This is a genomic window from Pseudomonas sp. CFII64 (assembly GCF_000416235.1).
Classification (GTDB): domain Bacteria; phylum Pseudomonadota; class Gammaproteobacteria; order Pseudomonadales; family Pseudomonadaceae; genus Aquipseudomonas.
This window is the reverse complement of record NZ_ATLO01000047.1, coordinates 1-22,347: the sequence shown is the minus strand read 5'-3', so window position 1 is coordinate 22,347 and position 22,347 is coordinate 1. Positions and strand designations below refer to the sequence as shown.

At 59.7% G+C, this 22,347-nt stretch carries 21 protein-coding genes; 13 read left to right on the top strand and 8 right to left on the bottom strand.

Features of this window, described 5'->3' with window-relative positions:
- Positions 1–55: 55 nt before the first annotated feature.
- The 4 genes from ggt to CFII64_RS22210 form a co-directional block, all read right to left on the bottom strand.
- Positions 56–1,723 carry a gamma-glutamyltransferase gene (gene ggt / locus CFII64_RS22225; RefSeq protein ID WP_020293099.1) on the bottom strand — a complete coding sequence of 556 codons (1,668 nt, stop codon included), beginning with the start codon at positions 1,721–1,723 and terminating at the stop codon, positions 56–58.
- Positions 1,724–1,836: 113 nt separating this feature from the next.
- A complete protein-coding gene (locus tag CFII64_RS22220; protein ID WP_020293098.1) occupies positions 1,837–2,733 on the bottom strand; it encodes an NAD-dependent epimerase/dehydratase family protein in 897 nt (298 codons plus the stop codon).
- A gap of 191 nt (positions 2,734–2,924) precedes the next feature.
- Positions 2,925–3,821 (bottom strand): LysR family transcriptional regulator, encoded by an 897-nt coding sequence (locus CFII64_RS22215; RefSeq protein ID WP_020293097.1) that lies wholly within the window; start codon positions 3,819–3,821, stop codon positions 2,925–2,927.
- 63 nt (positions 3,822–3,884) lie between these two features.
- The gene (locus CFII64_RS22210; protein WP_020293096.1) at positions 3,885–4,649 is read right to left on the bottom strand and encodes a sulfite exporter TauE/SafE family protein; all 765 of its coding nucleotides are present in this window, start codon (positions 4,647–4,649) and stop codon (positions 3,885–3,887) included.
- A gap of 105 nt (positions 4,650–4,754) precedes the next feature.
- Here CFII64_RS22210 and CFII64_RS22205 point away from each other — a divergent pair, with 105 nt between their 5' ends.
- The 3 genes from CFII64_RS22205 to CFII64_RS22195 all read left to right on the top strand — a co-directional run bounded on the left by CFII64_RS22205 (position 4,755) and on the right by CFII64_RS22195 (position 7,423).
- On the top strand, positions 4,755–5,690 hold the full coding sequence (locus CFII64_RS22205) for a LysR substrate-binding domain-containing protein (protein ID WP_020293095.1): 936 nt from the start codon (positions 4,755–4,757) through the stop codon (positions 5,688–5,690).
- 39 nt (positions 5,691–5,729) lie between these two features.
- Positions 5,730–6,074, top strand: a complete 345-nt coding sequence (locus CFII64_RS22200; RefSeq protein WP_020293094.1) for a cupin domain-containing protein — start codon at positions 5,730–5,732, stop codon at positions 6,072–6,074.
- Positions 6,075–6,427: 353 nt separating this feature from the next.
- Complete coding sequence (locus CFII64_RS22195) at positions 6,428–7,423, top strand: NAD-dependent epimerase/dehydratase family protein (protein ID WP_229635575.1); 996 nt, start codon at positions 6,428–6,430, stop codon at positions 7,421–7,423.
- A gap of 60 nt (positions 7,424–7,483) precedes the next feature.
- On the opposite strand, the gene CFII64_RS22190 is transcribed toward CFII64_RS22195, so the two are convergent.
- The 3 genes from CFII64_RS22190 to CFII64_RS22180 form a co-directional block, all read right to left on the bottom strand.
- A complete protein-coding gene (locus tag CFII64_RS22190) occupies positions 7,484–8,725 on the bottom strand; it encodes an OprD family porin (protein ID WP_020293092.1) in 1,242 nt (413 codons plus the stop codon).
- Between the two features lie 387 nt (positions 8,726–9,112).
- A complete protein-coding gene (locus CFII64_RS22185) occupies positions 9,113–10,039 on the bottom strand; it encodes a glyoxylate/hydroxypyruvate reductase A (protein ID WP_020293091.1) in 927 nt (308 codons plus the stop codon).
- A complete protein-coding gene (locus CFII64_RS22180) occupies positions 10,036–10,812 on the bottom strand; it encodes a class II aldolase/adducin family protein (protein WP_044901628.1) in 777 nt (258 codons plus the stop codon). The genes CFII64_RS22185 and CFII64_RS22180 overlap by 4 nt, the downstream gene beginning before the upstream one ends.
- Before the next feature lie 122 nt (positions 10,813–10,934).
- On the opposite strand from CFII64_RS22180, the gene CFII64_RS22175 reads away from it, so the two are divergent.
- Positions 10,935–11,906, top strand: coding sequence for a LysR family transcriptional regulator (locus CFII64_RS22175; protein ID WP_256208153.1), 972 nt, complete (start codon positions 10,935–10,937; stop codon positions 11,904–11,906).
- Positions 11,907–11,978: 72 nt separating this feature from the next.
- On the opposite strand, the gene CFII64_RS22170 is transcribed toward CFII64_RS22175, so the two are convergent.
- A complete protein-coding gene (locus tag CFII64_RS22170; protein WP_044901617.1) occupies positions 11,979–12,950 on the bottom strand; it encodes a LysR family transcriptional regulator in 972 nt (323 codons plus the stop codon).
- 162 nt (positions 12,951–13,112) lie between these two features.
- On the opposite strand from CFII64_RS22170, the gene argH reads away from it, so the two are divergent.
- From argH to CFII64_RS22125, 9 genes are all read left to right on the top strand, one after another.
- A complete protein-coding gene (gene argH, locus CFII64_RS22165; RefSeq protein ID WP_020293087.1) occupies positions 13,113–14,540 on the top strand; it encodes an argininosuccinate lyase in 1,428 nt (475 codons plus the stop codon).
- Between the two features lie 22 nt (positions 14,541–14,562).
- Entirely contained in the window at positions 14,563–15,438 is an 876-nt protein-coding gene (locus tag CFII64_RS22160; protein ID WP_020293086.1) for an amino acid ABC transporter permease, read from the top strand.
- A gap of 16 nt (positions 15,439–15,454) precedes the next feature.
- Complete coding sequence (locus CFII64_RS22155; RefSeq protein WP_020293085.1) at positions 15,455–16,219, top strand: amino acid ABC transporter ATP-binding protein; 765 nt, start codon at positions 15,455–15,457, stop codon at positions 16,217–16,219.
- 28 nt (positions 16,220–16,247) lie between these two features.
- Positions 16,248–17,084 (top strand): ABC transporter substrate-binding protein, encoded by an 837-nt coding sequence (locus CFII64_RS22150; protein ID WP_020293084.1) that lies wholly within the window; start codon positions 16,248–16,250, stop codon positions 17,082–17,084.
- A gap of 66 nt (positions 17,085–17,150) precedes the next feature.
- Positions 17,151–17,999, top strand: a complete 849-nt coding sequence (locus tag CFII64_RS22145; RefSeq protein WP_020293083.1) for a polysaccharide deacetylase — start codon at positions 17,151–17,153, stop codon at positions 17,997–17,999.
- Complete coding sequence (locus CFII64_RS22140) at positions 17,992–18,894, top strand: polysaccharide deacetylase family protein (protein WP_020293082.1); 903 nt, start codon at positions 17,992–17,994, stop codon at positions 18,892–18,894. Before CFII64_RS22145 ends, CFII64_RS22140 begins: the two co-directional genes overlap by 8 nt.
- A complete protein-coding gene (locus CFII64_RS22135) occupies positions 18,891–20,252 on the top strand; it encodes an MmgE/PrpD family protein (protein WP_020293081.1) in 1,362 nt (453 codons plus the stop codon). The genes CFII64_RS22140 and CFII64_RS22135 overlap by 4 nt, the downstream gene beginning before the upstream one ends.
- Positions 20,253–20,290: 38 nt before the next feature.
- Positions 20,291–21,106, top strand: a complete 816-nt coding sequence (locus tag CFII64_RS22130) for a transporter substrate-binding domain-containing protein (protein WP_020293080.1) — start codon at positions 20,291–20,293, stop codon at positions 21,104–21,106.
- 144 nt (positions 21,107–21,250) lie between these two features.
- Complete coding sequence (locus CFII64_RS22125; RefSeq protein ID WP_020293079.1) at positions 21,251–22,240, top strand: NAD(P)H-quinone oxidoreductase; 990 nt, start codon at positions 21,251–21,253, stop codon at positions 22,238–22,240.
- The last annotated feature ends 107 nt before the right edge of the window (positions 22,241–22,347 follow it).

Sequence of the window (22,347 nt, the reverse complement as noted above, 5' to 3'; positions counted from 1 at the left end):
ATCTGCTTCGTCAGAGATGCCGCCCTCCCGGTTAAAGCCGGTCCTACGGGCTCGTTTACTTCACCACCATCCCCACTCCCCTGCCCCGTGGATCGGATGCTGTCTCCAGCTTCGTGCCATCAACCTTGATCGCCTGCACATTGCCCATTTCCCAGCCTTGATCCTCCAGCCTGTAACCCATGGCCTTGAGGTCTTCGGCAGGTTTGCCGGTCAGTGGCGCGTAGGCGTCGTAGTAGATGGTGTCCTTGGGCAGCAACTGGTGATGCACCCGTTGCGCGCCGACGGCTTCCTTCAACGGCAACTTGTAGTCATAGATATTGTTCAGCACCTGAAAGATCGAGGTGAAAATCCGCGAGCCGCCCGGCGTACCCAATACCAGCGTCACTTCGCCGTCGCGGGTCACCAGACTCGGGCTCATGGAAGACAACATGCGTTTGCCCGGCTCGATGGCATTGGCGCTGCCGCCCACCACGCCAAAGGCATTGGCCACACCCGGTTTGGAGCTGAAATCGTCCATTTCGTCGTTGAGCAGGAAGCCCGCGCCTTTCACCACAACGCCGCTGCCGTAATCCCAGTTCAGCGTGTAGGTATTACTGACGGCGTTGCCTTGCTTGTCGACGATAGAGAAGTGTGTGGTCTGATGCGGCTCAAGGCCGGGTTTGATGTTTTCGGTCGGTGAAATCGCCGTCGGGTTGATCTCGTGGGCCCGCTTGGCGAGGTACGCCTCATCGATCAATTCGTTGACCGGCACCTTGGAGAATTGCGGATCGCCGAGGTAATCCGCCCGGTCGGCAAACACGCGCTTTTCGATTTCCGCCAGCAGGTGGATATAGCGCGCCGAGTTGAGTTCGACGCCCTTGAAGTCATCGGCGCGCTGTTCCTTGATGCCGATCAGTTGCGCCAATGCGACGCCACCGGAACTGGGCAGCGGCGCGGTATACAGCGTGTTGCCGCGCCAGTTGACGTGCAGCGGCTTGCGCCAGATGGCTTGGTAATCCGCCAGATCCTGTTTGCTGATCAGGCCGTTATCGCGCTGCATTTGCGCCACCAGCAAATCAGCGGTCTGGCCGCTGTAAAACTCTTTGGCGCCCTTGTCGGCGATGCGTTCCAGGGTTTTGGCCAGCTCCGGCTGACGCAGGGTTTCGCCAACTTTCATGTTGCCGAAATAATCGTTGAAATTGGTTGTGCCGTTGAACAGTTGCAGAGCTTCCTGGCGATACATGTATTGCTTTTCGGCGACCTTGAAGCCGTTCTGCGCGTAACCGATGGCCGGGGTCAGCAGTTCGGACCACGGCAACTTGCCAAACTTCTGATGCGCCTCCCACAAGCCCATCACCGTACCCGGCACGCCTACCGCGCGAGCGCCGACCAGGCTCATGTTTTCGATGACTTCGCCCTTGTCGTTCAGGTACATGTTGCGCGAGGCGGTCTTTGGCGCGGTTTCCCGGTAATCGAGAAAATACGGTTTGCCATCCATGAACAGGGTCATGAAGCCACCGCCACCGATGTTCCCGGCTTCGGGATAAGTCACCGCCAACGTAAAGGCCGTCGCCACCGCAGCGTCCACGGCATTGCCGCCTTTCTTGAGAATCTGCGCCGCGACTTCAGCGCCGTATTGGTCCGGCGAAGCCACGGCACCGCCTTCCAGCGTGACGGCGAACGCCGCCGACGAGCTGACAATGGCCACAGACAAAGCCAGTGTCTTGAACATGACGAGTCGCATAGCGCTTCCTTATTATTTGCAGAACTGACGGCACTGATTAATGACCAGGAATGGCACAAACGCAAACGGCCACCCGAAGGTGGCCGCTTTTTGGCAATTGCGCGTCGCAGGTCTTAAACAACCAGCTCGTCGCGGATCCAGTCGGTAACCGACGTACGCTTGGGCACCCAACCCAGCAGTTCGCGAGCATTCTTGCCCCGCACGCGGCTGTTGGAACCCAGGCCGTAGTTGGCCATTTCATAGCCCCATTCGGCTTCGGCATCCTTGAGCGGCCAGTCCTGCACCACGGCCAGGCCCAACGCCTTGGCGATGGCATTGCTCATGTCGACAAATGCCGCCTCGCCGCTCTCGACGAAGTAGAAGGTCCCGGCCGGGGTTTTCTCCAGCGCCAGCGCGTACAGCTCGACCACATCCTCGATATGCACGTTGGACCAGATGTTCTCGCCCGGACCGACGTGGCGCATGATGCCGCTCTTTTGCGCCTGCTTGATCAATCGCGGCAACTGCACGCTGTCGCGCTTCACGCCCAGGCTGTGGCCGTAGATCAAGGTGTTGCAGATCACTGCCGAACGCACGCCTTGTTTGGCGGCATCGAGCACCAGATTGTCGATGGCAACCCGCGCAGCCTTGTCGGCGGTCGGCTCCGGCAACTGACCTTCGTAATAGATGACATCGCTGCCCTTGCCGCCGGACGCATCGCCGACAATGCTCGAACCGCTGGTGTGCAGGAACGGCTTGTTCGAACCCTTGAGCCCTTCGATCAGCGCTTGCACCGCGCCGCGATGATCGCTGCTGGCGGCGTTGATCACGGCATCGGCTTTGCGCGCCTGCTCGGTGAGCAACGCGCTATCGTCAAGCGTGCCAACGACCGGCGTGATACCCAGCGCGATCATTTCTTCGGCCTGTTCGGCGCTACGCACCAAGCCGGTAACCTGATGCCCTTTCTTGATCAGGCCGGTAGCGATGGAACCACCAATGAAACCGGCGGCGCCTGTAATGAATACGTTCATGGTGACTCCCAACGTTGCGATGAATGATGGGATCAGTATCGGCTGCGGATTCATGATGAAAAAGGCGGGATGGGTGAAATGACTTTTGCGCTGCAGGCACGAATCTCGCACAGAACTGTAGGACTGGCTTCAGCCGGGAGCACACCCTCCCGGCTGAAGCCAGTCCTACGGGATGACACAGCCCGAGATATTCAGACCGCATACCCCGCCATCTTCTGCTGAATGAAATCCAGAAAACACTGGATGCGCAGCGCCAGCTGCGAGTTGCGGTAATACACGGCGTTAATTGGTTGACGATAGCCGGTGTTGGCATCGGGCAAGAGGACGTTGAGCCGACCCAGGCGAATGTCTTCATGGGTCATGAAGTGCGACAGGCACACGATGCCCTCACCCGCCAATGCCAGCTGGCGCAAGGTTTCGCCACTGGAAGCGGCAATAGCCGGCTGGATAAACAATCGATCACCTTCAACATGGCGCAACGGCCAGTGGTTGAGGGATTCGGTCTGGGTGAAACCCAACAGCACGTGTTCGGCCAGGGCTGCGACGCTGCCTGGCGTGCCATGCTTTTTTAGATAGGCCGGGCTGGCGAGGATGTTCAGCGGGCTGCTGCCCAACGAGCGCGCGTGCAAGGTCGAATCCGCCAGGGCACCGATGCGAATGGCAACATCCGTACTTTGCTCCAGCAGATCGATAATCAGGTCGTTGCTGTTGAGTTCCAGCTGGATATCCGGATACAGCGCACGAAACTCGGCGACATAAGGCACCACCGAATGCAGCATGAACGGCGACGCGGCGTTAATTCGCAAACGTCCGGCGGGCGTCTGCTGGCGCAGGGAAAGCCGCTCTTCCAGTTCTTCCATCTGCGCCAGGATCAGCCTGGCCCGCTCGAGAAAGAATTTGCCTTCTTCGGTCAGGTCCATGCGCCGCGTGGTGCGGTTGATCAGCGTGGTTTCCAGTTTGGCTTCAAGGCGCGACAAGGTCCGGCTGATGGCCGAAGGCGTTTGTCCGACTTGTTCAGCGGCAGCGGAAATCGACCCGCACTCGATCACCGAGATAAACACCTGCAATTCATCAGAGCGCGCTTTCATTGTTGTCTTCCATTCAAAACAGCCTGGATATTAGCGCTGTTAAAGACAACAAAGCATGTCGATTCAGCCGCCAATCAATAGATGCAAACCCAGCGCGCCCATGCCCGTGAAGAAAACCCGTCTGAACAGTTGCGCACTGATGCGCTGGCGTAACCATTGGCCGAGCCACATGCCGAGCAACGCGGGAATCAGCGCCAGCAGTGACGCGCCCAGCTCCGCGCCGCCCAAGGCATCGTTCCAGAACAGGCCACCGGCCAGCGCCAGGGTCGAGACGGTAAATGACAGGCCCAACGCCTGCACCAGCGGGTTGCGCTCCAACCCGAGCGCCTGAAGATACGGCACCGCCGGAATGACAAACACGCCGGTGGCCGAGGTGATGATGCCGGTCAGCAACCCGCAAAGCGGCCCCAGCCAGGCTTCATGTCGGGGCGCAATGTGCAGCGTCGGCAGCAACAGCCCGCTCAAGGCATACAGCAGCAATGCCGCGCCCAGCGCCCGGGTCATCGAATGCCCACCGCTCATTCCGACACCGATCGAGCCCAGTCCGGTGCCGATGAGGATCATCAGCAGCAGCGGCCACAGCCGCCGGATCAGCACGCGCAATTGCCCACCCGCCGCCAGTTGCCAAAGATTGGTCAAGGTCGACGGTATGATCAATAACGCGGCTGCCTGCGCCGGAAGCATAGCCAGCCCGAGCAATCCCATGGCGACTGTTGGCAGCCCCAGGCCAATGACGCCCTTGACCGTGCCGGCCAGCAAAAAGGTACCCATCACCAGTGCCGACAAGGCCCAGCCGAGTGTTTGGTAGTGTTGGATAATTGCATTCATGGGCCTATGCTGACGCGAGCCGCAGGCTTTGAAAATCTGTCATGCATTGAGCCAGCCTCAAGCTCAGACAGAGGCTGAAATTAACGCGCACGTCAAAGGCTGACCATGCACTTCGATCTGATTGATCTGCGACTGTTCTTGAACGTGCTCGCAAGCGGCAATATCACCGCCGGCGCAGCCAGCAGTCATCTATCCCTGGCCTCGGCCAGCGCCAGAATTCGCGGGCTGGAAGCGTCGCTGGACATTGCCCTGCTCGAACGCGGCCGACGCGGCGTGACACCGACTCCGGCAGGCAAGGCGCTGGCGCAGCATGCTCGACTGATCCTGCAGCAGGTCGAGCGCATGCAGTTTGACCTTGCCGACTACGCCAAAGGATTCAAAGGTCAGGTGCGCCTGCTGTGCAACACCTCCACGCTGAGTGAACACCTGCCGGAATTGCTGGCGGATTTTCTGGTGAGTCATCCCAACATCGACATTGAAGTCGAGGAACATCCGAGCCTGCGCATCCTGCATGCAGTGCGTCATGGGACGGCGGACATCGGGATCATTTCCGACGCCGTCGATGCCAGCGACCTGCAGACCCGACCGTTCCGCGCCGACCCGTTGGCGGTGATCATGCCGCTGGACCATCCGTTGCAGGATCAGACCACCCTGAGCTTCAGCCAGCTGCTGGACTACGAATTTGTCGGCCTGGCCGTCAACAGCGCCATGGCGATTTACCTCGAAGGCCAGGCGCTGCACGCCGGAAAACGCCTGCGCATCCGGGTGCGGGCCGAAGGGTTTGCCGCCGCGATCAGGATGGTTGCCCGCGGCGCTGGCCTGGGCATTGTTCCCCAAGCCGCCATCGAGCGCTGGCAGGGCGAACGTCAGTTCAAAAGCATCGCCTTGACTGACCCATGGGCCGACCGAAAACTGCTGCTGTGTGCCGTGGATTTCGCGGCCCTGCCGGGTTACGCCGGGGCGTTGCTGGCGGTTTTGAGCTGCGCTTCTGGATACCCGGATGTCGAGCACAGACAATCGGGCGGCAACCAACCGCCCTAAGGTAGCCAAGCGATTTTCGCCCATACCCTGGAGCTGTCCATGTCTACGCCGATTACTGTCCTGCGCGATACCCACCCGCTGCCGGTGCTCGATGCCTGCAAATGGGAAAAACTCGAAGGCGACCCGCACACCGTCAACCTCAACGCCTACACGTCCGAAGACGGCAGCAAGATCATGGGCACCTGGATCTGCACACCGGGCAAATGGCGTGTGGACTATGTGAAGTGGGAATACTGCCACTTCCAGGAAGGCTACTGCATCATCACCCCGGATGGCATGGACCCGATTCATTTGCGGGCCGGTGACATCTTTGTGGTTGAGCCGGGCATGAAAGGCATCTGGGAAGTCGTCGAGACGGTCCGCAAGTATTTTGTCTTTGCCTGAGCCCACGTCGCTTGATCATGCGCGGGTGCAGAGCGCGGTTTTTTCTGCACCCGCTGCAAATTCGGCGATTTACCTGTAACTCTGGAGTTACACACTCAATCGATTGTTCAATTAATTACATTCAGCACATGCTGTTCGCTTTTCAAGCTGTCTGTTTGAAACGTCGCGTTATTATTCGCACCGCCTGACAATTACCCGCTACACACCTGTTAACTTCCTGAGAAAAGCCGAAAAGCGGTTCATTAGCGCGCTAGACAGTTGCGCTAAAAAAAATCTAACCTCTTGAACAACGACTAACCTTCCCCCGTAAATCAGAGTGCCCGCGAGCTGCAACGCGCAGGGCTGCGTAACTAATGTTTGATTATTTCAGGATGATTATGAAAATACTTGTCACGGGTGGAACCGGCTATATCGGGAAAGCGTTACTGGGGAAATTGACCGCCGAGACGAATTACGAGGTTTCAGGCACAACACGTACCAGGCACCCTGCTCCATCCGTTGCCCCGTTGATTCCCGTGGGCGATTGCTGTGCAACAACTGATTGGTCTGCAGCGTTGCAAGGTGTGGATGTGGTCGTTCATGTCGCCGCTCATCTCAAGACACCTACCGGCCCCGGCATCAGCCAGCTGGAGCAACTCTGGCTAACCAATGTCGACGGAACGCTGGCCCTCGCCCGACAAGCGCTGGCCGCTGGAGTAAAGCGGTTCATCTTCATCAGCTCCGTAGGCGTCAATGGCTCGCACACGACCCACGACCCCTTCAATGAAGAATCCGTGCCTGCGCCAGAAGACGACTATGCGCGGTCAAAGCTTGAGGCCGAACGCGGGCTGATGGTTTTGCTGGCGGACACAGCCATGGCTTTCGTGATTATTCGCCCACCGCTGGTCTACGCCGCTCACGCGCCGCGTAACTTTCCGCGCCTGTTACGCTGGGTGGCGTCGGGCGTGCCGATGCCGTTTGGCTTGATCGATAACAAGCGCAGCATGATTGCCCTGGAAAACCTGGTGGATTTCATTGCGCTGTGTATCGCACATCCTGCCGCTGCCAATGAACTGTTTCTGGTTTCGGACGGCGTGGATATGTCGACTTCGCAGATAGTCAGTGAACTGGCCACCAGCATGGGAGGCCGGGCGCGATTATTACCGGTGCCAGACTGGCTAATGCGCTGGGGCGCGAGAATGGTCGGCAAACAATCCATGTATTCGACGTTATGCGCTTCTCTGGTTGTTGATTCGAGCAAGGCGCAAACGCTGCTCAACTGGACGCCACCGTTAACGGCTCGGGAAGCCCTGCTTAAAAGTGGGCAAGCGTTCAGGCCCCGTGATTGGCCGACCCCGCTGCCCCAATGAAAAAGCTCACTCCGTGATGCGCGGAGTGAGCTTTGATTTCGATGGGGAGATCGAAAGGGGTTACAGGATGCTCAGCGGGTACTCGACGATGACGCGAATTTCGTCGATTTCGCCGCCGCGATCCGAACTGCGATAGCTGGCGTGACGCACGCGCAGGCTCAGGTCTTTGGCTGGACCGGCCTGAACCACGTATTTGCCGTCGATATCGCGCTCCCACGCCTTGCCGTTGTCGCCGGTAGCCGTAGTGAAGTCTTCACCCTTGATATAACGCGCCAGGAACGACAGACCCGGCACACCATACGTGGCCATGTTGATGTCATAACGCGCCTGCCAGGATTTTTCGTTGGCGTAGTTAAAGTCGGAATACTGAATGGAGTTGCCGACGAAGACGGTGCTGTTGCCGTCAACGCCGTACTTGTAGTCGCCGGTGCCGTTGACTTGCTGACGACCAATCTGGAAGGTGTGCGCGCCAAGGGTATAACCGGCGGTCAGGCTCCAGATAGTGTTGTCCAGATCACCGCCCAGTTCCTTGCCGACACTTTTGGTGTCGTACGCATTGAAGTCAAACTTCACGACGTCATTGGGGGTCAAGGCCAGGGCGTAGGTCAGGCTGCCGTAGTATTTGCGCCAGTAATCTTCAACGTCCGAGTAATAGAGGCTGCTGGACAGATTCTTGTTGAATTTATACAGACCGCCACCGAAGTTGATGCTCGTCAGGCCAGCGCTGTCATGATTGCTCTGGTTACGGTTTTTCAACGCGGTGAAGTGGCCGCCTTGCAAGGTCAGGTTGTCGATTTCATTGCTGGTGATCAAAAGGCCCTGGGCGGTTTCCGGCAGCAGACGGCTGTCGGAAGTGGCGAATACCGGGTTGTTGACATACTGGTCACCGAACTTGACCACGGTTTTGGAGACGCGCATTTTTACCGCTGCGCCGGCATAGCCGTAGTTGTCTTTCGCGCCGCTGCTGTCTTGTTCCAGCAACCCCGTGCCGCCGCCAGTACGACCGTCACCAGTATCCAGCTTCAAACCGTACAAGCCCAACGCGTCGATACCGAAACCGACCACGCCCTGAGTGAACCCGGATTCGAAACTGCCGATGAAACCTTGCGCCCATTCTTCTCCGTAAGCCTGGGTTGCGCCGGTGGCGCGGTTATCACGGTTCATGTACATGTTGCGCGCCTTGACGCTCAACTTCGAACCTTCGACAAAACCGGTTGCGTCCGCCTGGGAATCAGCAAAAACAGGTTGCACAGTGCCCGCCGCCATCGCCAGGGCGAGGACGCTCAATTTATTCACATTCATTACAGCTGCTCCGTTGGTTATCGCATCCCGCCACCTCTGTTGGGCGGTCGGGAAAGTTATTGGCAGTTCAAAAAAGTGTGTGGCTCGCCAATACATTCGCGATGGCATTTCTTATTGGATGACTGTTTTAAAAACGTGAACAAATAGTGCCTTACCGGTAGGAGGGGACTTATCCCCGAAAAATTGACCGGACAATGACATAGCTCAAACTTTGCGCCGCTTTCGCAAACGCCATCGGGGACAAGTCCCCTCCTACCGGTTTGCGTGGGCTCGGTAGGACCGGACTTGTCCGGGAAGGCGCCGGGTCTGGCGAGGAAGATCTTCAGCGCTAGCACTGGCGTCTTCGGGGACAAGTCCCCTCCTGCCGAATTGCGGTCTCAGCTTCCGCTAGTAACCCTGCTCCGGATTGATCTCGTTGGCCAAAGGCGTTCCCGCTTCGAGGCGCGCCAGATTGTCCAGAATTTGCCCGGCGATCACTTCATAGGACGCAGACGATGCAATGTGCGGTGTCACGCAAATCTGTGGGTGACGCCAGAATGGATCGTCAACCGGTAACGGCTCTTGCTCGAATACGTCCAGCAAGGCGCTGCGCAACTGACCGCTGTCCAGCGCGGCGAGCAAGTCTTCACGGTTCAAGTGTTCACCGCGCCCACAATTGATCACCACCGAACCGGGTGCCATTTGCGCGAAGGTTTCCTCGCCGAGAATGCCGACGGTCTCCGGGGTGAGAGGCAGCAAGCAGACCAGAATGTCCAGTTCGCTCAAAAACGCCTTGATCTCGCCCGCCTGAAAGGTGGTCACACCCTCGATCTGCTGCGCACGGCGTGCCCAGCCACGGGTATCGAAATCCAGGGCGGCCAGTTGCGAAGCAACCGCGCGCCCCAGTTCACCCAAGCCCATCACGCCGACTTTGGTCTGTTTGGCCGGACGCTGTGCCGGGCGATCCCAGAACACCCATGCCTGATTGCGCAGAACCTGATCAAAACCCCGGTGGTAATGCAGCACGCCCCAAAGCACGTATTCGACCATGCCCAGGCGATGATCCGGATCGACGATGCGACAGACCGGAATCTGCGGATCACGACTAGGGTCCTTGAAAATCTGATCGGCCCCGGCAGCGATGGAATGGATCAGCCGCAGGTACGGATACATACCCAGACTGCCGGGTGCCGGATTCCAGCACAGGGCAATTTCCGCCTGCTGCGCATCGGCATCGTCTGGCCGGACGATGTTCAACTCAGGCTCACGCGCCAGGAGCATTTCCCGAACCCGCTCCAGGCCATTACCGGTGCCCAGCAACACGAGAGGCTTCATGAGCAGTATTCGCTGCGCTGGGCGTCGATCATGGTCAGCGCCGCTTCCCAGGCCAGTTCGGTAATGCCTTCAGAGTCGTCGGCTTCGAACTGTTGCGCGGTGTGCTCACAGACTTGCGGGTCCGGTTGAATCAGCGCCGTGCCGCCGGCCAGCGCCTGGATCTGCGCCTGACAGGCGCGCTCCAGAAAATAGATATTGGAAAACGCTTCAGCCGCCGATCCACCCGTGACCAGCAAACCATGGTTACGCAGAATCATCGCGCGGGTGCTGCCCAGATCGGCCACCAGACGTTCGCGCTCGGCGGTGTCCGTGGCGATGCCTTCGTAGGTGTGATAACTCAGGCGGTTGTAAAACTTCAGCGCGTGCTGGCTCAGCGGCAGCAAGCCCGCCGCCTGCGCCGAAACCGCCATGCCCGCTGCGGTATGGGTATGAATCACGCAATGCGCATCAGGGCGCGCCGTGTGGATCGCCGAATGAATCACGAAGCCGGCGCGATTGACGCGATGATTGGGGAAGAACTCATCCACGACATTGCCCTGGCCATCGATCTTCACCAACTGGCTGGCGGTCATGCGTTCGAACAGCGTGCCGTAACGATTGATCAGAAAATGTCCGGCCTCGCCGGGTACACGCAGGGAAATGTGCGTGTCGATCAAATCGGTCATGCGCAAATGGGCCAGCAAACGATAGAGCGCGGCCAGTTCGCAGCGGGCGTCGCGTTCCGCCTGGGGCATGTGCAGCGGCAACGTCGTGGAGCGTGCAGAAGAGGACATGGTGCTTACCATCAGAAAAGGTCATGGCGTGTTTCGTGCAGTCTTTTTAAGAGCAAACGTTACGCAAGCACAATGTGCGATTGCTTATATTCATTATTTTTTTCACCAATAAAGGCCGCGAAGTGACTCAAACCACCAGCCAGGCAACGCCGATCCGCCCGTCCTCCAGACCCTTGGGCGAACGGCTGGACTGGAATCTGCTGCGCACTTTTCAAGTGGTCGCTCAAGAACTGAGTATCAGTCGTGCGGCCGCGCGCCTGCATTTGTCGCAGCCGGCGGTCAGCCAGGCGCTCAAGCGTCTGGAAGAACAATTGGGCACGGCGTTGATCGAGCGGCGGGGACCGCGTTTTCTGCTGACTCAGTCGGGCATCGAAACCTTGCGCGTAGCCGCTGACGTGCAGGGGCATTTCACCCAGCTGGACGCCGCGCTGGAGCGTACCTCAGACCAGATCGTCGGCAAGGTTCGGCTGTTGACCGTGAGCGGTATTCATTGCGCTATATATGACAAGTTCCTCGCCCAGCTGCACCGTGACTATCCCGGCATCACCCTGGAAATCGACGTGCAGTCCAGCGACGCGATCCTCAGCGCGCTGTCGCAGAAAACCGCGAGCTTCGGCTTGGCGGTCAATCGCGCCGCGCCCGTCTGGCTCGGCCAGCAATGCCTGACCCAAGAGCATTACGGCTTCTATTGCAGTGACCTGCATCCGCTGTTCGGGCGCGAAGACTTGACGCTGGATGATCTGCGCAATGAACAGCTGATTATTTTCACCGGAGATTTGCTGGGCGGCACGCTGTCGTCGCTGGCCGAGTTTCGGGACCACCACGAACTCACCGGGCAGATCGTCGCCTCGTCGGCCAACACTCAGGAAATCTTGCGTCTGGTGCTCGCAGGTTTCGGCATTGCCTGTCTGCCGCAGCACATCTGTCACAACGAATTGCAGGCGGGTCGCTTATGGCGTCTGCCGCCCGAAGCGGGCGTGGGTTCGGTGGATATCAATCTGATGTGGAATCTGGACCAGCGCCTGACCAAGGCCGAATCGATTTTCCTGCAGAAGCTGCGTGAGGCTGTTCAAGAGAAGCCAGCGCCAGCCTGATGGGCAAATAAGGTGCACTTGTTACCGATATACGCAACATTGCACCGTTGCCGTGCATTTATTGAGAAGTTATTACCCGACGTTATTAACACCGGAACTTTCCTGCATGATTTGCAGGAAAACATCCACTAACGGGTTGCGTGGCACCTGTTGTCTGTACAACAGTTTGAACGGCGTGGCTATGCCAAATGTCTGCGCCATTACGGCGCGCATCTCGCCGCGCTCGACGTAACTTCTGGCCCAATGAGTCGGCAAGTAACCCAGATAACGACCGGTCTTGATCAAGATCGCCACTGCTTCTACCTGGGTTGCAACCGCGGTCACATTACGCAACCCAAGGAGCTTTGGCTTTGCTGTATGCACGGCATAAGCGTGCTCGACAAACTCGGCCTGGGCGAGGCACTTCTCGTCAATATCTTCATCGCGCATTGCGAAGAAAGTATGATTGGACGCGCAATAGAGCTCTGAAGTTTCGTCATACAACGGCATGACCTGAAAGTCATCTTTGCCGCTGTACACCGGCACGATGCCGACGGCGAACCGGCCTTTGAGAATGCCCTGTTCGATCTCGTCCAGCGGCGCCACATTCAAACGCACTCTGGCCTTTGGAGCCTTGTCCTGCAAGGCTTTCAGGGCCTCCACCAAGGGTGAATCCGGATCGGAAACGGTGTTATCGATGACCGCAATGTTAAGGTCTCCGAGCAATTCACCACGCACATTTCCCAGCCGATCGCGGAAGTTATCCAGGGCCATGAACAGGTCCAGGCTGGCTTCGTAGATAATCTTGCCTTGTTCTGTAAGGCAGAACTTTTCCCGCCCGCGCGTACATAAACGCATGCCCAAGCGTATTTCAAGATCCGATATCTGTTTGCTGATAGCCGCCAGGCTGATATTGAGTTCTACCTGTGCGGCGGTAAATCCTCCTGATTCAACCACTGCCCGAAAAACCTTGAACAGTTTCAAGTCCATGGCACTGGCCATTGAAATCGCCACATCACCACTTCGCTTGGGCAGGTTTCCACTTTCAGTAAGTTGACTTGTCATTTAAAACATTTCCCCGCTTGTTGATTTTTCCTAGCATCCCTCCCATCGAATCGATTGATTATTGTTTGAAGCCAAACTTCCATTGCTCATCTGTCTGCCACCCGGCGATCTTCACATCGCTTGATAGTGCTTGAGCAAACCACGTGCCAACGGAGAATTTACATGTCTGATGCTACTGATCGTCTTTGGGGAGCCCGCTTCAAATCCGGCCCGGCCGAAGCCATGGCCAATCTGTCCAGATCTCCCAAAGCGTACTTTCGCCTGACCCCGTACGACATCGCCGGCTCCAAGGCCCACGCCAACGAACTGAACCGCGCCGGCCTGCTCGACGCCGCCGAAACCGCGCGCATCATCGAAGCGTTGCGCAGCATTGACGAAGATTTCGCCGCCGGTTCCATCGAGCCGATTGCCGCCGACGAAGACGTGCATACCTTCATCGAGCGCCTGCTCACCGAGCGCCTCGGCACGCTGGGCGGCAAACTGCGCGCCGGTCGTTCGCGCAACGACCAGTCGGCCAACGACATGCGTCTGTTCCTGCGTGATCAAGTGCGGGTCATGACCCTGGCAATTCTCGAATTGCAAAAGGCGCTGGTGTCCCAGGCCGAGCAACACATCAACACCATCGCGCCGGGCTTCACCCACCTGCAACAGGCTCAACCCATTGTGTTCGCCCATCACTTGATGGCCCATGCCCAGGCGATTCATCGCGACATCCAGCGCCTGCAGGACTGGGACAAACGCTTCAATCTGTCGCCGCTGGGCGCCGCCGCACTGGCCGGCTCCGCCATCGCTCGCGACCCGCAGCGCTCGGCCGCCGAAATGGGTTACGCCGGGCCGTGCGAGAACTCCATCGACGCGGTTGCCAGCCGTGACCACGTCGCCGAATTCCTGTTTTGCAGCAGCATGCTCGGCATCAATATTTCGCGTCTGGCCGAAGAATTTTGCCTGTGGACGTCGCGTCAATTCCGCTGGGTTGAACTGGACGACGGCTACGCCACCGGCAGCTCGATCATGCCGCAGAAAAAGAACCCGGACATCGCCGAGCTGGCGCGTGGCAAATCGGGTCGTTTGATCGGCAGCCTGACCGGCATCCTCGCGGTGCTCAAAGCCCAGCCGCTGTCCTACAACCGCGATTTGAGCGAAGACAAACACGCAATTCTCGACAGCCTGGAAACCGTGCATCTGGTCCTGCCCGCCTTCGCCGGCATGGTGCAGACCATGAAAGTGCGCGCCGACGAGTTGCTGCGTCAGGCACCGCTGGGCTTCACCCTCGCCACTGAAGTCGCCGACTGGCTGGCGGTGCGCGGCGTGCCGTTCAAAGAGGCCCACGAGATCACCGGCAAGCTGGTGCAGCTCTGCGAAGAGAACGACATCGGCCTCGACGAACTCACGACCAAGCAACTGGCTGACACCGATTCGCGCCTCACGCCAGAAGTGCTCGACGCATTGACCCTGGAAGCTGCACTGGCCGCCCGCAGCGGTTGGGGTGGCACTTCGCCGGTCCGCGTTGCCGAGCAAATCGCGCGCTTCAAACAGCAGATGATCGCCCAGGAAAAATGGGCTCTGGATTACGCCGGTCCGCGCGGCTAAACCAATACCGGGAGCAAGGCACATGGCACAGATTCAAGCCCCAGGCAAAGACGAGCGCGTGTCGCTCGCCGCCAAGTACGACATCTCGGCCTACAAGGTCGTCCCACGCCGCTACTTCGGCCGTTACGCCGCCGCCACACTGATTGCGGTGCTGTTGATCGGGCTGGTTCAGGCGTTCATTCACGGCAACATCGAATGGTCGTTCGTGGCCCAGTTCCTGACCGCCGAATCGATCATGTTCGGCCTGTTGAACACCATCACCATGTCGATCCTAGCCATGGCGCTCGGGGTCGTGCTCGGCGTCGTGGTGGCGGTGATGCGCATGTCGCAGAACCCGCTGCTGCGCTATGTGGCGCAGAGCTACACCTGGCTGTTCCGGGGCACGCCGCTGATTCTGCAGCTGCTGCTCTGGTTCAACCTGGCGCTGATTTTCCCGACCCTGGGCATTCCCGGTCTGTTCGAGTTCAAGACCGTCGAAGTGATCACCCCGTTCGCCGCCGCGCTGCTCGGCCTGGGCATCAACCAGGGCGCCTACACCGCCGAAGTGGTGCGCGCCGGTCTGCTGTCGGTGGACAGCGGCCAGTACGAAGCGGCCAAGGCCATCGGTATGCCGCGCTTGCAGGCGCTGCGCCGGATCATCCTGCCCCAGGCCATGCGCATCATCATTCCGCCGGTCAGCAACGAGTTCATCGGCATGGTGAAAATGACCAGTCTGGCCAGCGTCATTCAGTACTCGGAACTGCTGCACAACGCGCAGAACATCTACTACGCCAACGCCCGGGTCATGGAGCTGCTGATCGTGGCCGGCATCTGGTATCTGGCGGTGGTGACCGTGCTGACCCTGGGTCAGGCGCGACTGGAAAAACGCTTCGCCCGTGGCGCTGGCAAACGTAACTGAGCCCAGGAGGCTGATCATGCTGAACATCGTCAAGGCAGTAGACGTGAACAAGTTCTTCGGCGACTTCCAGGCGCTCAAGAACGTCAATCTGGAAATCCCCCACGGCGAGGTGCTGTGCATCATCGGCCCGTCCGGCTCCGGCAAAAGCACGCTGTTGCGTTGCATCAATCAGCTGGAAAAAGTCGACGCCGGTGGTTTGTGGGTCGATGACGAAATCGTCGGCTTCCGCTCCGAAGGTCACAAGCTGATCGAGCTGAGCGACAAGCAGATCGCCAAACAACGCCTGAAGACCGGCATGGTGTTCCAGCGTTTCAACCTGTTCGCGCACATGACCGTGCTGGACAACATCCTCGAAGGCCCGGTGCAGGTCTTGCGTCAGCCGGTAGAAGAATGCCGCGCGCTGGCGTTCGAATTGCTCAAGCGCGTCGGTCTGGAATCCAAGGCCAACAGCTATCCCATCGAGTTGTCCGGTGGCCAGCAACAGCGCGTGGCCATCGCTCGCGCCCTGGCCATGCGCCCGAAATTGATGCTGTTCGATGAGCCGACTTCCGCCCTCGACCCCGAGCTGGTGGGCGAGGTGTTGTCGGTGATGCGTGACCTGGCCAAGAGCGGCATGACCATGGTGGTCGTGACTCACGAGCTGGGCTTTGCTCGCGAAGTCGCCAATCGCGTGGTGTTCATGGATGCCGGGCAGATCATCGAAACCGGTGCGCCGGAAGATGTCCTGATGAACCCGCGCAATCAGCGCACTCAAGATTTTATTGCTGCCGTTCTGAACTGAAACCAACCGCCCTTTTGAGGATGTCGATGTGAAAACTTTCGCGCTTACCGCTACCGCCGTATTGTCCGCCCTGATTTCGGTTTCCAGCTGGGCAGCAGACACCCACGTGCTGCCAAAATCCATCACCGAGAAAGGTTACATTTCGGCCGGCATCGCCCCGAACTATCCGCCGATGGACTTCAAAGACCCGGCCACCAACAAGCTGACCGGCATCGACTACGATCTGGGCACTGAAATCAGCAAGCGCCTGGGCATCGAAATCCGCTGGCAGGAAACCGCCTTCGAACAAATGGTCAGCGGCCTGGCGACCAACCGTATCGACATCGTCATGTCCGGCATGACCGATACCCCGGAGCGCCAGAAGACCGTCGACTTCGTTGACTATTTCAGCACCGGCCCGCAGTTCTACACCCTGGAATCCCAAAAGGATCTGAAGGACATCGACGACATGTGCGGCAAGAAAATCGGCACCAGCCGCCGCACCACTTTCCCGGTGGAAATCGCCAAATGGAGTGACGTCAACTGTGTCGCCAAAGGCAAGCCGGCCATCGTTGTGATCGGCACCGAAGGCAGCGCCGATGCCCGTGCACAACTGCGTCAGGGGCGTCTGGATGCCGCCGTGCAAGGCAGCGAAACCCTGCCGTACATTCAGGGCCAGGAGCCTGGCGTGTTCAAGGTGATCGGCGGCACGCTGGCGCGTCAGCTGACCGGTCTGGGCGTGGCCAAGAACAATCCTGAGTTGAGCGCGGCGATCATCGCCACCCTCAACGACATGATCAAGGATGGCAGCTACGCGAAGATCCTCGACAAGTGGCAGCTCAAAGATGGCGCAGTGGCCGAAGCGACCCTCAACGGCGCGAAGTAAGCCCCTTCCCACCCGCCTGACTTGACTCAGGCGGGTGCTTTGAATCAGTCCGCACTGGAGAAAACCATGCTCGGCACGACCGACCTGCGCTGGCCTGCAAATGCCCGCGCCAGCGTAGCCCTGGCCTTCGATCTGGACGGCCCGACCGGCGCCGCGATGCTCGACGGCTCGATCTGGCAAAAACCCGAATACTTCACCTTTGGCAGCTACGGTCCGTATCGCGCCCTGCCCCGCTTGCTGGACATGCTCAAGGCGCATGCCACACCGGCGACTTTTTTCGTGCCCGCCTGGATTGTGGAAAACTGGCCGCGACAATGTCAGGCCATTCTCGAACACGGCCACGAAGTGGCTTATCACGGCTATCGCCACGAATCATTTTTTGCCCTGGACCTCAAGGCCCAGCGCGAAGTCATGCAGATCAGCGCCGATATCTTCAAGCGTTACCTGGGCATCACCGCCACCGGTTTTCGCACGCCTTCCGGCGACTGGCACCAGGAAACCCCGGCCCTGCTCATGGACTGCGGCGTGACCTACTCCAGCAGCATGCGCGGCGACGACCGACCTTATTTCATCGACGTTCCCGGCCACGCCAACGGTTTGGTGGAAATCCCCGGTCGCTGGGAACTCGACGATTACGCGTCACTGGCCTACACCCGCGCGCCGAACTATCCGGCCGGTCTGGACCGCATCGCCAGCTACGACCAGACCCTGGATAACTGGTGCCGCGAGTTCGATGGCACCTATCGCGAAGGCCTGTGCATGACCACGCTGTTCCACCCCAAGATCAGCGGCAAACCGGGACGCATTCTGTTGCTGGAACGCTTCCTGGAACACATGCACAGCCATCCGGACGTGTGGTTCGCCACCTGCAACGACGTCGCCAACTTCTGGCTCAAGGAGCATCGCCATGACTGAAGCGAAATCCGTCTGGCCCGCGCCGTATCGCTGCGCGGTGGTCATCACCATCGACTACAACGACATTCACGGTATCCTCACCCAGGTTCCGGCCATTGCCGGGCGCGACAAGAGCCTGTCGGTGTGGCGCTACGGCACCACGCGTGGCGTGCAGCGGCTGCTGGAAGTGCTCGACGATCAGCAAATCCCCGCCACCTGGTGCATTCCCGGCATCGTCGCCGAAGAGAATCCGCAAGTGGTGCAGGCGATCAACGCCGCCGGGCATGAAATCGCCTGCGCCGGTTATCGCCATGAAGACTTCTCCCAGCTGGACCTGGTCGCGCAGCACGCCTCGCTCAAACGCGGCTGCGACGTGATCGCCGAAATGACCGGGCAACGCCCCAGCGGTTTTCGTGCGCCAGCCGGCAGCTACGCGCCGGGTTTTGTCGATGCATTGCGCGCCGAAGGCATCAGCTGGTCGTCTTCCTGGTCGGGGGACGATTTGCCTTATTTGCATCCGGTAACGCAGATGGACTCGGCACCGCTGGTGGAGTTGCCGCTGCATTGCGAACTGGAAGACGAACCTTATTTCGCCTTCAACCTCGCCCCCGCCGTGCCGGTCAGCCAGGCGCGCATCGCGTCTTATGCCGAGGTGTTGAAAAACTGGCAGCAGGATTTCGCAGGCTTCCATCGTTTTGGCCTCTGCTACGTGATGCGCCTGCACCCGGAAACCCTCGGCACCGTTGGCCGCAGTGGTTTGCTGCTGGAACTGCTGACCTGGCTCAAGGCGCAGCCGGATGTGTGGTTTGCCACCGCTGAAGAGGTCGCCGACTGGTGGAGCGAAAGCAACAACAGCCTGCCAGAAGATCATCCCGCCGCTGTTTTCGAGCGCCATCGTCCGAGCCACGCATCATGAACAATCCACTGCACAGCCTCAGCCAGTTCGTCACTCAGACGGATTACGCCACCCTGCCCGCGCCACTGGTGGAGAAAGCCAAGCGGCACTTTCTCGACACGCTGGGCGCGGCGCTTGCAGGCTCGCAAGCCGAGCTGACCCAACGCACCTTGCGCGCCATGAACGCCAGCGAATCCGACGGCGCGTCGGTGATCTGGGGCACCGAGCAAGGCTTGTCGGCGCGTAACGCGGCATTGGTCAACGGCATCGCCGCCCACGCCCTGGAGCTGGACGATGCCGGTGGCTGCGATCACTCCGGCGCTGTGGTGGTGCCGGCCATGCTCGCAGTGCTGCCGTTGTGCGATCCGATGCCCAACGGCAAAGAGCTGATCAACGCCATGGTCATCGGCTACGACGTTGCCCGACGCGTGCTGGAAGCCTGCGGCGGTTACTCGCCGCACAACGAAGCCGGCTGGCATTCCACCGGCACCTGCGGCGTGTTTGGCGCAGCGGCGGCGTGCGCCCGATTGCTCAGACTGGATGCCACACAAACCGCTTCGGCGCTGGGCCTGGCGGCAAGCATGAGCGGCGGTTTGTGGGCGTTTATCCATGACGGCGCCGACAGCAAAAAGCTGCATGCCGGCCGCCCGGCTGAAGGCGGCGTGCTCGCCGTATTGCTGGCTCGCGAAGGCGTGACCGGACCGAATCAGGTGTTCGATGACGTATGGGGCGGATTCCTGCGCACCCTGGCGCGGGACACCGCGCAACCGGCGGCGTTGACTGCCGATCTGGGCGTGGTCTGGAAACTCGCCCGCTGCTCAATCAAACCTTACGCCGCTTGCCGGGGCACGCACTCGGCCATCGATGCCATCGGTGAGTTGCTCAGCGACCTGGGCATCAAGGCTGACGAGATCGAAGCCATCGACGTCAGCGCCAGCGAGTTTCTGGTGGGCATGTGCGCGGGGCTCGATACCGCCACACTGGCCGCCTCGCAAATGAGCCTGCCATACGCGCTGGCCGTGCGTTGCCTGCTGGGCCATGCCGGGCTGGAAGCTTACGAAGAGAAGCAGCGCACGGATCCGAATGTGCTGGGTTTCATGCAGCGCATTCGCATGCACCGCGATGCGTCCCTCGCGCCGCTGGATGAACCGCGCCTGACCTTGACCAGCAAGGATGGCCGCCGCGCGTCCCGGCAAGTCAAAACCCCGCTGGGCGGCCCGCTCAACCCGATTGGCGATGATGCGCTGCTGGAAAAATTTCGCTCACTGGCGGCGCGCGCATTGCCGGAGCTGCACGTCGAACGCCTCGCCGCGCTGTGCCTGAAGCTGGATCAAAAAACAGACCTACAAGACCTGCTGGATCTTTTGCGCTTCCCTTGAAGCCTTGCTGCCCTTATCTCTGACGTAAGGAATTGACCATGCTGGATTTGAGCAATAAAGCTTCGATGCTGTTCGCGGCCTTGGGTATCGCAGCCTGCTGCAACGTGGCGCAGGCCCGGGAAACCCTGAACGTCGGCGTGGAAGCGACTTACCCGCCGATGTCGTATCGCGATCCGGCCACCAATAAAAGCGTAGGTTTCAACATCGACCTGTTCGACGCGCTGGGCAAGGCGATGAACGTCGAGATCAAGTATCAGGAAATGACCTTCGAGCAGCTGACCAGCAGCCTGAAAACCGGGCGCATCGACGTGATCGGCACCGCCATCACCGACTTGCCCAAACGTCGCACCGACATGACGTTTGTCGATTACCTGCAAACCGGCGCGCAGATGTTCACCACAGTGCGCAACACCAGCCTGGGTTCGACACCGGAAGCCTTCTGCGGGAAAAACATCGGCACCCCGCGCACCACCAATTACTACCCGGAAGTCATGGCCTGGAACGACACACATTGCGTCGCCGCCGGCAAACCCGCCGCCACCGTGCAAGGCACCGCTGGCGCTTCGGCGGCACGTCTGGACCTGCAACAGGAACGCCTCGCCGCCGTGGTCCTCGGCCCGGAATACGTGAAGTACCTGATCAGCCAGGAACCCGACACCTATGTGTTGATCGGTCAGCCGCTGTCCCTGCATCACTTCGGTTTTGCGGTGGACAAAGCCAAGACCGACGTACGCGACGACCTGGTCAAAGGCCTGCAAACCGTGATCCGCGACGGCACCTATCAGACCATCCTCAAGAAGTGGAATCTGGAAAGCCAGGCAGTCAGCGAAGTGATGGTCGACGGCGGGAAATAATGCTGCCCTTGCGATAAACACTGTAGGAGGGAATTCATTCCCGAAGGGGCCAGCGCGACTACCACACATTTGCGCTGTGCTCGCTGACGTCTTCGGGAATAAATTCCCTCCTACGAATTGCCTTGTTTAACCGGAGGCCCTTTCATGAAAACCGTCATCTTCGAACGCTTCGGCGACCCCGACGTATTGCAGCTGGTAGAACGCCCAACGCCCGGCATCAAGCCCGGCGAGGTGCTGATCGACATCCACGCCACGGCACTGAATTTTTCCGACCTCCTGCAACGGCGCGGCACTTACGTGATGAAAACCGAGGGCGAAAACATCCTCGGCATCGAATGCTCCGGCGTCATCACTGAGGTCGGCGCGAACGTCAGCAACCGGGCCGTCGGCGACCGAGTCTGCGCCTTGCTGCCCGGTGGCGGTTATGGCGAGCAGGTTGCGGTCAACGCCGAGCATGTGTTGCCCTGCCCGCAAGGCCTGTCGCTGCTCGAAGCGGCGGCATTGCCGGAAGCGGCCTGCACACTTTGGTCGAACCTGCGGGATATCGGACGCTTGCAGCCGGGGGAAACCGTGCTGATTCACGGCGGCGCGGGCGGCGTGGGTTCACTGGCGATTCAATGGGCCAGACAATGGGGCGCACGCGTGCTGACCACGGCGGGTTCGCCAGACAAACTGCAACGCTGCCTGGAACTGGGCGCTGACGTCGCCATCGATTACCGCAACGAAGATTTCGTCGACGTGGTGGCGCGGGTGACCGAAGGCCGCGGCGTGGACGTGATCCTCGACAACATGGGTGCCGCCTACCTGGCGCGCAACATCGAGGCGCTGGCGGTCGACGGCCGCATCGTCATGATCGGCCTGCAAAGCGGCCGCGAAGCGCCCATCCACCTCGGCAAAATGATGAGCAAACGCGCCGCACTGCACACCACCTCACTGCGCGACCGCTCGGCGGCGGCGAAGGCAGCCATTGTCGCGGGCGTGCTGCACGACGTCTGGCCGCATCTGCTGACCGGCACAATCAAGCCGGTCATCGACAAGACATTCCCGCTGAGCGATGTAGTGGCGGCGCACGCGTATATGGAATCGGGTGGGCATGTGGGGAAGATTGTGTTGCAGATTAAAGACTCGCGGTAAACACCGACTCCGTCGGAGCGTGCGGGCGGCGTTCCGACTTGTCCGCGAAGAAGTCAGTGCATCCGCCCGTTTTTCTGAATCAACCTTCAGCGTACCGAGCCGCAGCG